The organism is Agrococcus terreus, from assembly GCF_014645235.1.
Taxonomy (GTDB): Bacteria; Actinomycetota; Actinomycetes; order Actinomycetales; family Microbacteriaceae; genus Agrococcus; species Agrococcus terreus.
This window is the reverse complement of record NZ_BMLM01000001.1, coordinates 1,991,886-2,002,925: the sequence shown is the minus strand read 5'-3', so window position 1 is coordinate 2,002,925 and position 11,040 is coordinate 1,991,886. Positions and strand designations below refer to the sequence as shown.

Genomic DNA, 11,040 nt, shown 5'->3' with positions numbered 1-11,040 from the left:
GGAGCCGTCCGTGACCCACCGACTCCGCGGTCCGGTGCGGATCGTCGGCACCGGACTCCTCGGCACCTCCATCGGCCTCGGGCTCGCCGCCCGCGGCGTGGAGGTCCAGCTCGCCGACGCGAGCCCCACCGCGATGCGCCTCGCCGCCGACTACGGCGCCGGCCGGCCCGCCGAGCCCGGCGACGCGCCCGAGCTCATCGTCGTCGCCGTGCCGCCGGACGTCACCGCGCAGGTCGTCGCCGCCGAGCTCGCCGCCTTCCCGGAGGCCGTGGTCACCGACGTCGCGTCGGTGAAGGCCGTGCCCCTCCAGGAGCTGCGCGCCATGGGCGCCGACGTCTCGCGCTACCTCGGCTCGCACCCGATGGCCGGCCGCGAGCGCTCCGGCGCGCTCGCGGGCTCCGGCGACCTGTTCGTCGGCCGCCCGTGGGTCATCGCCGGCCACGACGGCATCTCGTACGCGCGCGGCAGCCTCGTCGACGACCTCATCCTCGACCTCGGCGCCGTGCCGATCGAGTCGAGCCCCGAGGACCACGACCGCGCCGTCGCCATCGTGAGCCACGTGCCGCAGCTCGTCTCGAGCCTCATGGCCGCGCGCCTCGCCGACGCGCCCGACGAGGCGCTGCGCCTCGCGGGCGGCGGCGTGCGCGACGTCACGCGCGTCGCCGCCTCCGACCCTGCCCTGTGGATCCAGATCCTCGGCGCGAACGCGCCCGCCGTCGTCGAGCAGCTCCGCGCCCTGCAGGGCGACCTCGCGGCGGTCGTCGACGCGCTCGACGACGTGGACGCCTCCGGCAGCCGCCGCGCGATCGCCGACGCGCTCGCCGCCGGCAACGAGGGCGTCGGCCGCCTGCCCGGCAAGCACGGCACGCACGCGCGCTACGTGCCCGTGCAGATCCGCGTCGACGACCGGCCCGGCCAGCTCGCGCGGCTGCTCGCCGACATCGGCGACGCCGAGGTCAACCTGGAGGACGTGCGCCTCGACCACGCCGAGGGCGCGCAGTTCGGCGTCGCCGAGATCACGGTGCTGCCCGAGGCCGTGCGGCCGCTGCACGACGCGCTCGAGGAGCGGGGCTGGCAGGTGGTCGCGTGAGCACCGTCGTCGCCATCGACGGCCCCGCGGGCAGCGGCAAGTCGTCCGTCGCGCGCGCCGTCGCTCGCGCGCTCGGGTTCCGCTTCCTCGACACCGGCGCCGCCTACCGCGCGCTCGCGTGGCTCGTGGGGGAGCGGGGCGGCTCGACCGACGACGAGGCGACCGTCGTCGGCGCGCTCGACGCGCTCGCGACGCTCGAGCTGTCGGTCGACGCCTCGGGCGAGCGGGTCGCGATCGCGGGGCACGACGTCACGCGGGCGATCCGCACGGAGGCCGTCTCGGGCGCCGTCTCGGGCGTCGCGCGCGTCGCGGCCGTCCGCGAGGCCGTGAACGTGCGCTTCCGCGAGCTCATCCGCGACGCGGAGCCCGGCATCGTGGCCGAGGGCCGCGACATCACCACCGTCGTCGCGCCCGACGCCGACGTGCGCGTGCTGCTCACCGCCTCCGAGGAGGTGCGCATCCGCCGCCGCTTCGGCGACGTCGGCGGCGACGAGGTCGCGGTGGGCGCGCGCCTGTCGGCGCGGGATGCGGCAGACTCGAAGGTCGTCGACTTCCTGAGCGCCGCCGCCGGCGTGACGGTCGTCGACTCGACCGACCTGACGTTCGACGAGACGGTCGAGGCCATCGTGCGCCTCGTCACCGAAGCGAGGGACCATGACTGACCAGAACGACCGCACCGACGAGGGCTTCGACGAGCTCGACGAGCTCGACGCCGCCGAGGCGCTGCCCGCCGAGCCGCGCGAGCAGCTCGAGGACGACGAGACCGACGAGGCGCGCGTCACGGCGCTCCGCGCGGGCCTCGCCGACTACGAGCTCGACGACGAGGACGCGGCCCTGCTCGACGGGGTCGAGGGCGACGAGGGCGGCTACCAGGTGCTCCCGGCGCTGCCCGTGCTCGCGATCGTCGGCCGCCCGAACGTGGGCAAGTCGGCGCTCGTGAACCGCATCCTCGGCCGCCGCGAGGCCGTCGTCGAGGACACGCCGGGCGTCACGCGCGACCGCGTCTCGTACAAGGCGGAGTGGCTCGGCCGCCGCTTCACGCTCGTCGACACGGGCGGCTGGGAGCCGGATGCGCGCGGCATCGACCGCTCGGTCGCGCAGCAGGCCGAGATCGCCGTCGACCTCGCCGACGCCGTGCTCTTCGTCGTCGACGTGAACGTCGGCCCGACCTCCACCGACGAGCACGTCGTGCGCATGCTCCGCCAGTCGGACCGCCCGGTGATCCTCGTGGCCAACAAGTCGGACGACTCGCGCCACGACCTCGAGGCGGCTGCGCTGTGGAGCCTCGGGCTCGGCGAGCCCCACCCCGTCTCCGCCCTCCACGGCCGCGGCGTCGCCGACCTGCTCGACGCGGCGATGGAGATGCTGCCCGAGGTCTCGAAGGTGGCGAAGGAGGAGATCGGCGGCCCCCGCCGCGTCGCCATCCTCGGCCGCCCGAACGTCGGCAAGTCGAGCCTGCTCAACAAGGCCGCGGGCGAGGAGCGCGTGGTCGTCAACGAGCTCGCCGGCACGACGCGCGACCCGGTCGACGAGCAGATCGAGCTCGCGGGCCGCATCTGGCGCTTCGTCGACACGGCCGGCATCCGCCGCCGCGTGCACCTGCAGCAGGGTGCCGACTTCTACGCGACGCTGCGCACGCAGGCCGCGCTCGAGAAGGCGGAGGTCGCGGTCGTGCTCATCGACGTGACGGAGCCGATCTCCGAGCAGGACGTGCGGATCGTCGACCTCGTCCTCGAGTCGGGGCGCGCGCTCGTGCTCGCGTTCAACAAGTGGGACCTGCTGGACGACGAGCGCCGCCGCTACCTGGAGCGCGAGATCGAGCAGGACCTCGGTCACGTCGACTGGGCGCCGCGCGTGAACATCTCGGCCCGTACGGGCCGCCACCTCGAGAAGCTCGTGCCCGCGCTCGAGCTGGCCCTCGAGTCGTGGGACACCCGCATCCCCACCGGCAAGCTCAACGCGTTCATCGCCGAGATCGTGGCCGCGCACCCGCACCCGCTGCGCTCGGGCAAGCAGCCGCGCATCCTGTTCGCGACGCAGGCCGGCACGCGACCGCCGACCTTCGTGCTGTTCACGACCGGCTTCCTCGACCCGCAGTACCGCCGCTTCATCACGCGCCGCCTGCGCGAGGACTACGGCTTCGAGGGCACGCCCATCCAGGTCAACATGCGTGTGCGGGAGAAGAGGCAGCGGCGATAGCCGCTGCCGCAGGAGGTCCTTTCGGACCTCCTGCCCGCACACGCCGAGGCCGTCTCGGCCGAGGGCGAGAGAAGCGGCAGCGCCGCTAGGCGTCCCCGTCCGCGCGGCCGCGGTCCGCGAGCCGCACGAGCGACTCCGCCGGCACGAAGAAGACGCCCGCGCGCTCCTCGATCGCCTGCACGCGGAGCGTCATGCCGACCTCGAGGTAGTCCTGCACCGAGACGAAGCCCTCGGCGCCGGCGCTCGAGCGCACGTTCTGGCCGCGGATGAGGCCGCGCTGACCGGTCTCGTCGACGGCGAGCGCGAACCGCGGCCCCGTCGAGACGATCTGCACGGTGGTCGGCGTCTGCCACGCGACCTGGCCCGCGGCGGCGGCCTCGATCGGCGCGGGGGTCTCGAGCGTCGCCTCGATCTCGCTCGCGAGCGTGCCCGCGAGCCGGTCGACCTCGCTGAGGAGGTTCGCCATGGTCTCGGCGATCGACTGGTGGAACTCGCCGGCCCGCAGCGCGCCGCCGGGCTTGTAGAGGTCCTCGTGGGTCAGCTCGCTCCACGCGTCCTGCAGCCGCGTCTTCACCTGCACCTCGACGACGACGGGCTCCTCGGCGCCCGGCACGTCGACCGCGAGCTCGTAGTGGAGCGCGCGGTAGCCGCTCGGCTTGGGCGTCGTGACGTAGTCCTTGCGCAGCAGCACGGCGATGCCGGCGCGGCGGTCCCGGGTCGCGAGGTGCTCGTCGAAGAGCGTCTGGTCCCGGGCCGACTTGCAGAGCACCTTGAGGCCCACGACGTCGCGGACCGCGGCCTCGACCGCGAGCTCCTGCGGCACGTCCGGCGGCGGCCACGGCTCGCCCGCGTCGATGAGCCGCCGCAGCTTGGCGGTCGTGCGGTCCTGCTCCTTGATGCGGCCGGGCACGACGTCGAGGCGCGCCTCGTCGCGGCCGAGCAGCGCCTCCGCGCAGAGCGCCCGGAGCCACGCCTCGACGAGCCGCTGCGCCTCATCCCACAGCGGCTGTCGGGCCGCGTAGCTGCCGGCGACGGCGGCCTCGAGCCGCGCACCCTGGTCGGCGCTCGTGGCGGTCACGCGCTGCTCCGGGGCCTCAGCGCACCTGGCGCGCCTGGAACTGCATCCGCGGGTCCGCGAACGCGTCCTGCGCCTGCACGAGCCGCAGCTCGCGCTCGCCGGAGTCGAGGGTCGCCTCGAGCAGGTCGTAGACGCTGGAGGCGGTGCGCTCGAGCGCCGTGGCGGCGGATCCCGTCTCGCGGTAGTGCGCCGTGAACAGGGCGCTCGTCACGTCGCCCGAGCCGTTGGCCTTGAACGGCAGGAGCGGGGTCTGCACGATCCACGCGCCCTCGTCGTCGACGGCGAGCATCTCGATGGTGTCGGCCTCGCGGTCGGGTCGCAGCACGCTCGTGACGAGGACGGTGCGAGGGCCGAGGTCGCGGACGCGGTCGGCCGAGTCGAGCGTGGAGGCTACGGTGTCAGGCTCGGTGTCGGTCATGAAGCCGAGCTCGAACTGGTTCGGGGTGAGGATGTCGGCGTGGGGGAGCGCGCGCTCCTTGATGAGCGGCGGGATGGCCGGCGAGACGAAGCAGCCGGACTTCGCGTTGCCCATCACGGGGTCGCACGTGTACGTCGCGCCCGGGTTCGCGGCCTTGACGCGCGAGACGGCATCGATGACGACGTCGACGATCTCCTCGCCGCCGAGGTAGCCAGAGAGCACGCCGTCGACGGTGCCGAGCACGCCGCGGTCCTCGATGCCCGTCACGACCGCGCGCACGTCGTCGGCGGGGATCAGCGGGCCGCCCCACGAGCCGTAGCCCGTGTGGTTCGAGAAGTTGACGGTGAGCACCGGCCAGACCTCGTGCCCGATGCGCTGCAGCGGGAAGACGGCGGCGGAGTTGCCGACGTGGCCGTAGGCGACGTGCGACTGGATCGACAGGAATCTCATCCGTCGATCATCCCATCGCGGCGCGCCGGCGGCGAGCAGGACCCGGGTCGGCGCGGCCTAGCGCTCGACGATCCGGATGCCCGCCGTCGTCGGGCCCGCGACCGTCGCGACGACGGGCACGGAGGCGGTGTCGGGCGCGCCGCGGCGGTCGGAGGCGATCGACCACAGGGCGAGGGCGAAGCCGATGCCGGCCATCGCCGCGCCGACCCACGCCGGCGCGAGGTAGCCGAGGCCGCCGGCGATCACGGCCCCGCCCAGCGCCGCGCCGAGCGCGTTGCCCACGTTGAACGCCGCGTGGTTCGTGGCCGCGCCCAGCAGCTCGGCGTCGCCCGCGATGCCGATGATGCGCGCCTGGATGGTGGGGATGAGCACCGAGCTCGTGAGACCCACGAAGAAGGCGAGCGCGAAGAGCGCGACCGGGTTCGAGGCGAGCAGCGCGAACAGCACGAGCACCACGAGGAAGCCCGAGAAGCCGGCGACGATCGTGCGGCGCAGGCTCCGGTCGGCGGCCCAGCCGCCGATGACGTTGCCGATCGTCATGCCGACGCCGATGGTGGCGAGCAGCCACGCGATCGCCGACTCCGGCAGCAGCGCCGCGCGCGTGACCAGCTCGGCGGCGTACGAGTAGACGGCGAAGAAGCCGCCGAAGCCGATGCAGGCGACGGCGATCATGAGCCAGAGCCGCGGGTTGCGGAAGGCGAGCAGCTCCTTGGCGGCGCTGCGCGTGGGGTCGCCCTGCACGCGCGGGAGCACGAGCCACGCGAGCAGCAGCGTGACGGCGAAGATGACGGCGACGGCCGCATAGGTCCAGCGCCAGCCGGCGACCTGGCCGAGCCAGGTGCCGAGCGGCACGCCGATGACGTTCGCGATCGTGAGGCCCGAGAGGGCGAGCGCGACGCCCGCGCCCTGGCGCCCCGGGCCCATGATGCGCGCGGCGAGCAGCGAGGCGACGCCGAAGTAGGCGCCGTGCGGGATCGCGGCGACGAAGCGCGCGGCGACGGTGAGCTCGAACGAGGGCATGAGGCCGGATGCGAGGTTGGCGACCGTGAAGGCGGCGACGAGCAGCAGCACGAGCGTGCGCTGCGACATGCGCGCCGCGAGCGCGGCGACGGTCGGCGCGCCGACGACGACGCCGAGCGCGTAGGCCGTGATGAGGTGGCCGGCCTGGGCGATCCCGACGGCGGGATCCGCGGCGTAGCCGGGCACGAGGTCGGCGGCGGCGAGGGGCAGGATGCCCATGGTGGCGAACTCGGTGGTGCCGATGCCGAAGCCGCCGAGCGCGAGCGTGAAGAGCGCGAGCATGCGTCGCGACGGGGAGAGGTGCTGCATCGCTATCAGACAATACCGGTACAGAGCGAATCGGGCCAGGTCGTGGCAGGCCCTGTCGGGGCCGGTCTGCTCGAGCGGCGAGCCTCGGGTCGCGCGTCGGCCGCTCCGCTTGCTACGCTCGTCAGGTAAGGCTTGCCTCACCTGACCGGCGCGACGCGCGGGCGACCGGCGGGCCGCATCCCCAGGACACAGGAGGAGCGAGCATGGCCGGACCCGAGCGCAAGGCGGCGGTCGCCCCGCGATTCGTCGAGCTCGAGGTGCTGGGCAACCAGCAGGTCTCCCCGCACATCCGCCGCGTCACCCTCGGCGGCGAGGACGTGGTCGGCATGACGCCGCAGGGCTACGACCAGTGGTTCCGCTTCTTCATGCGCCGCGAGGGCCAGGAGCAGCTGCGCGTGCCGAAGAGCCCCGCGACGTGGTTCCCGCAGTACCTCGCCATGCGCGAGAGCCAGCGCCCGTGGATCCGCAACTACACCGTGCGCGACTTCCGCATCGCCGACGGCGAGCTCGACATCGACTTCGTCTGCCACGAGGACCCGGGCCCCGGCGCCGCGTGGGCCATCCGCGCCGAGGCCGGCGAGCGCGCCGTGCTGCTCGACGAGGGCCTGCTCTACAACGACGACGGCCTCGAGGGCGACGTGCTCATGGTCGGCGACGAGTCGGTCATCCCCGCGATCGCGGGCGTCTGCGGCTCGCTCGACGAGCACGCGCGCGGCGTCGCCGTCATCGAGGTCGGCCACCGCGACGACATCCAGGACTTCCGCCGCCCCGCCGGCGTCGACGTCCGCTGGGTCGAGCGCGGCGAGGTGCGCGAGGGCCAGGCGGCGCTCGAGGAGCTCCGCGGCCTGACGCTGCCAGGGGAGCTCGGCTACGCCTACAACGCCGGCGAGCAGTCGCTCGCGACGGGCGCCCGCCGCCACCTCGTGCGCGACCGCGGCATCGACAAGCGCCGCATCACCTTCACCGGCTACTGGAAGCTCGGCAAGGCCTACGTGTCCTGATCGGGACGGCGACGCCCGATCGAAAGATCGGGCGAACTTTCCCGCACGTGATCCGCGCCGCTTCCTGACGGCCGGATCCGGCTCCGGAGGCTCCCAGACCTGCCTACGGTGAAGACGTGCCCCACGCATCGTCTCCCGCCGTCGAGAGCGCCCACCAGGCCTGGCTCGACCGCGTCGCCCTCGCCGAGTCCGCCATCCCGATCATCGGGAGGCTGTACCGCGAGCGGAACGTCGTGACGCACGTGCACGGCAAGAAGCTCGTGAACCAGTCGCCGATCGAGATCCTCAAGGCGCACCGCTGGGCCCGCCGCGTCGGCGAGCAGCCGCTGCGCATCGAGGACTCCATCCAGGTGCTCCGGGTCGTCGACGCGCTCGACGTGCGCGGCATCTCGCTCGACCTCGGCCGCATCCTCGGCGCCGCGCAGTCGGAGGAGCCCGAGGCCGGCCTCGAGGCGTGGGCGCGCGAGCACGTGGCGCAGCTCCCGTCGTGGCAGCGCGACGAGCCGACCGACGTCGTGCTCTACGGCTTCGGCCGCATCGGGCGCCTGCTCGCCCGCATCCTCATCGGCCACGCGGGCAGCGGCCTGGGCCTCCGCCTGCGAGCCATCGTCGTCCGCCGCGGCGGCGACGACGACCTCGAGAAGCGCGCGAGCCTGCTGCGCCGCGACTCGGTGCACGGCGCGTTCCAGGGCACGATCGAGATCGACCGCGAGGCCTCGACGCTGCTCGCCAACGGCACGCTCGTGCAGGTCATCTACTCCGACGACCCGAGCTCGATCGACTACACCGCGTACGGCATCGACCGCGCGATCGTCGTCGACAACACGGGCCGCTGGCGCGACGAGGCCGGCCTCGGCCAGCACCTCCAGTGCCCGGGCGTCGCGCGCGTCGTGCTCACGGCGCCCGGCAAGAGCCCGCTGAAGAACGTCGTGTTCGGCGTCAACCACGAGTCGATCGCGGCCGACGACCGCATCGTCACCGCCGCCTCCTGCACGACGAACGCGATCACGCCCGTGCTGAAGGTCGTCAACGACGCCTACGGCATCGAGCACGGCCACGTCGAGACGGTCCACTCGTACACGAACGACCAGAACCTCATCGACAACTTCCACAAGGGCTCGCGCCGCGGCCGCTCCGCCGCGCTCAACATGGTGCTCACCGAGACCGGCGCCGCGAAGGCCGTCTCGAAGGCGCTGCCCGAGCTCGAGGGCCGCCTGACGGGCAACGCGATCCGCGTGCCCACGCCCGACGTGTCGATGGCCATCCTCAACCTCTCGCTCGACCGCGCCGTCGACCGCGACGAGGTCAACGAGCTGCTCCGCCGCACCTCGCTCACCGGCGACCTGCGCGCGCAGATCGACTTCACCGACTCCGCCGAGGTCGTCTCGACGGACTTCGTCGGCAACAACCGCGCCGGCATCGTCGACGGCCTCGCGACGATCGCCAGCGGCCGCCACCTCGTGCTGTACGTCTGGTACGACAACGAGTACGGCTACAGCTCGCAGGTGGTGCGCGTGCTCGAGCACATGGCCGACCAGCTCGTGGAGCAGCGCCAGCTGCAGGCCGTCTGAAAGCTTGCCGCCGTCGGGACTCTCCTGGGTGGAGGCCCGACGGCGGCAGATCCCCGTCCGGCGATCGCCGGATCCCCGCTTGCCGCGGTCGGGACTCTCCTGGGTGGAGGCCCGACCGCGGCAGACCTCTTCCCGGGGCGCCTCCGCTAGCCTCGAGGGCACGACGGGAGGGGCGGCATGCGCGAGGTGACCGAGGAGCAGCTGCGGGCCTGCTTCGTGAACGCGACCGACCGGGAGCTCGAGCAGCTGCCGATCCCGGGCCTCCACGAGACGATCTGGGCCGAGCGCGAGTACCTCGGCTGGCGCGACGCGCGCGCAGCGCGGCTCGGCTACCTCGTGCACTGGCGCGGCGACGAGCTCGTCGGCGTCGTCGTGCGCTCCGCGCCCGGCGGGCTGCGCCCCGGCATCGCGGCGATGTGCACGCTCTGCCACTCGACGCAGCCGGCGACGCAGGTGCGGATGTTCAGCGCCCGGCTCGAGGACGGCAGCAGCGTCGGCACGTACATCTGCGAGGACCTCGCGTGCTCGCACATCATCCGTTCGGGTCCCGCGCACCTCGTGAGCCCGGAGCGGGTCGCATGGCGTGCGGAGGGCCTCGAGGCGCGCGTCGCCGCGTTCACGGCCCGCGTCGAGCGCGCGGCGCGCGACGCATGAGCGCGCTCGAGCGCCTCTCGCGCATCCGCGACGTCCGCCCCTGGGGCGGCGAGCGCAGCGACATCGTGCTCGACGGCGACCGCATCGCCGCGATCGTGCCGCACGAGGTGCACGGCGCGCCGGCGCTCGAGGAGCCTGCGCCCGACGGGCACCCGCGCGGGCGCTCGCTCGACGGCCGCGGCCTGCTCGCGCTGCCGTCGATCGTGAACGCGCACGCCCACGTCGACAAGTCGTGGATGGGCCTGCCGTGGCAGTCGTACGGCGGCGAGGGCGGCACCGACGGCCGCATCCGCCACGAGCGCGCGCGGCGCGACGAGCTGGGCATCCCGAGCGTGGAGCGCACGGCCGCCGTGCTCGACGCGCACGTGCGCCAGGGCACGACGGCACTGCGCACGCACGTCGACGTCGACCTCGGCATCGGGCTCTCGGGCATCGAGGCGGTGCGGGAGGCGGTGGGCGCGTACGACGGCGCGGTCGAGGCGACGATCGTCGCGTTCCCGCAGGACGGCGTGCTGCGCCGGCCGGGCGTGCTCGACCTGCTCGACCAGGCGGCGGCCGCGGGCGCCGACCACGTGGGCGGGCTCGACCCCGCCTCCATCGACCGGGACCCCGTCGGCCAGCTCGACGGCATCTTCGCCATCGCCGAGCGGCACGGGGTCGGCATCGACATCCACCTGCACGACGCCGCCGACCTCGGCGCCTTCCAGATCGAGCTCATCGTCGAGCGCACGGCGCGGCTCGGCCTCGCCGGCCGCGTGAACGTGGCGCACGGCTTCGCCGTGGCGCAGCTGCCGGATGCACGCAGGCGCGACCTGCTGCAGTCGATGGGCGAGCTCGGCATCACCATGACGACCGTCGCGCCGCTGCGGCTGCCGCAGCTGCCGCTCGCCGAGCTGGACGCCGCGGGCGTGGGCCTCGGCTTCGGCACCGACGGCATCCGCGACCTCTGGAGCCCCTACGGCACGGGCGACACGCTCGGCATCGCGTGGCAGTTCGCGCGCGCCTCGTCGATCGTGCGCGACGACGACCTGCACCGGGTGATGGAGGTCGCGACGCGCTCGGCGGCGCCGCTCGTCGGCCGCGAGGTGCACGACCTCGTGCCCGGCGCGCGCGCCGACATCGTGCTCGTCGACGCCGAGCACGCGATGGACGCGCTCGTGCGCGTGCCGCCGCGGCTCGCGGTGGTCGGCGGCGGGCGGCTGCTGCACGAGGCGCATGCCCTGACGGCGCGATCCGGCCGCGAGGGCTGA

General features: G+C 74.0%; 10 protein-coding genes. 7 read left to right on the top strand and 3 right to left on the bottom strand.

The genetic code is table 11. From position 1 onward, the window contains the following. The first annotated feature begins 10 nt into the window (after positions 1-10). The 3 genes from IEW90_RS09720 to der are packed head-to-tail and all read left to right on the top strand — an operon-like array spanning position 11 to position 3,289. A complete protein-coding gene (locus IEW90_RS09720) occupies positions 11-1,090 on the top strand; it encodes a prephenate dehydrogenase (protein WP_188717934.1) in 1,080 nt (359 codons plus the stop codon). Further along, positions 1,087-1,752: a (d)CMP kinase gene (cmk, locus tag IEW90_RS09715; protein ID WP_188717933.1), complete on the top strand. Its 666-nt coding sequence runs from the start codon at positions 1,087-1,089 to the stop codon at positions 1,750-1,752. The genes IEW90_RS09720 and cmk overlap by 4 nt, the downstream gene beginning before the upstream one ends. Continuing rightward, positions 1,745-3,289, top strand: a complete 1,545-nt coding sequence (gene der, locus IEW90_RS09710; RefSeq protein WP_188717932.1) for a ribosome biogenesis GTPase Der — start codon at positions 1,745-1,747, stop codon at positions 3,287-3,289. Before cmk ends, der begins: the two co-directional genes overlap by 8 nt. Before the next feature lie 85 nt (positions 3,290-3,374). Here the strand turns inward: der and IEW90_RS09705 are convergent, their stop codons facing one another. The 3 genes from IEW90_RS09705 to IEW90_RS09695 are packed head-to-tail and all read right to left on the bottom strand — an operon-like array spanning position 3,375 to position 6,564. After that, positions 3,375-4,367 (bottom strand): RelA/SpoT-related domain-containing protein, encoded by a 993-nt coding sequence (locus tag IEW90_RS09705; RefSeq protein ID WP_188717931.1) that lies wholly within the window; start codon positions 4,365-4,367, stop codon positions 3,375-3,377. A 16-nt stretch (positions 4,368-4,383) separates the two neighbouring features. Beyond that, positions 4,384-5,235 carry a pyridoxal kinase PdxY gene (gene pdxY, locus IEW90_RS09700; protein ID WP_188717930.1) on the bottom strand — a complete coding sequence of 284 codons (852 nt, stop codon included), beginning with the start codon at positions 5,233-5,235 and terminating at the stop codon, positions 4,384-4,386. A gap of 57 nt (positions 5,236-5,292) precedes the next feature. Continuing rightward, positions 5,293-6,564: an MFS transporter gene (locus IEW90_RS09695; protein ID WP_188717929.1), complete on the bottom strand. Its 1,272-nt coding sequence runs from the start codon at positions 6,562-6,564 to the stop codon at positions 5,293-5,295. Positions 6,565-6,767: 203 nt separating this feature from the next. On the opposite strand from IEW90_RS09695, the gene IEW90_RS09690 reads away from it, so the two are divergent. The 4 genes from IEW90_RS09690 (at position 6,768) to IEW90_RS09675 (ending at position 11,040) form a co-directional block, all read left to right on the top strand. Then, positions 6,768-7,565 carry a siderophore-interacting protein gene (locus IEW90_RS09690; RefSeq protein WP_188717928.1) on the top strand — a complete coding sequence of 266 codons (798 nt, stop codon included), beginning with the start codon at positions 6,768-6,770 and terminating at the stop codon, positions 7,563-7,565. Between the two features lie 116 nt (positions 7,566-7,681). Then, positions 7,682-9,136, top strand: a complete 1,455-nt coding sequence (locus tag IEW90_RS09685) for a glyceraldehyde-3-phosphate dehydrogenase (protein WP_188717927.1) — start codon at positions 7,682-7,684, stop codon at positions 9,134-9,136. A gap of 177 nt (positions 9,137-9,313) precedes the next feature. Next, a complete protein-coding gene (locus tag IEW90_RS09680) occupies positions 9,314-9,790 on the top strand; it encodes an FBP domain-containing protein (protein ID WP_188717926.1) in 477 nt (158 codons plus the stop codon). Continuing rightward, the gene (locus IEW90_RS09675) at positions 9,787-11,040 is read left to right on the top strand and encodes an amidohydrolase family protein (protein ID WP_188717925.1); all 1,254 of its coding nucleotides are present in this window, start codon (positions 9,787-9,789) and stop codon (positions 11,038-11,040) included. The genes IEW90_RS09680 and IEW90_RS09675 overlap by 4 nt, the downstream gene beginning before the upstream one ends.

Excerpts from the sequence above, each read along its gene's own strand:
- der (WP_188717932.1), top strand. The coding sequence starts at position 1,745 with ATGACTGACCAGAACGACCGCACCGACGAGGGCTTCGACGAGCTCGAC.
- pdxY (WP_188717930.1), bottom strand. The coding sequence starts at position 5,235 with ATGAGATTCCTGTCGATCCAGTCGCACGTCGCCTACGGCCACGTCGGC.
- IEW90_RS09695 (WP_188717929.1), bottom strand. The coding sequence starts at position 6,564 with ATGCAGCACCTCTCCCCGTCGCGACGCATGCTCGCGCTCTTCACGCTC.
- IEW90_RS09690 (WP_188717928.1), top strand. The coding sequence starts at position 6,768 with ATGGCCGGACCCGAGCGCAAGGCGGCGGTCGCCCCGCGATTCGTCGAG.
- IEW90_RS09680 (WP_188717926.1), top strand. The coding sequence starts at position 9,314 with ATGCGCGAGGTGACCGAGGAGCAGCTGCGGGCCTGCTTCGTGAACGCG.
- IEW90_RS09675 (WP_188717925.1), top strand. The coding sequence starts at position 9,787 with ATGAGCGCGCTCGAGCGCCTCTCGCGCATCCGCGACGTCCGCCCCTGG.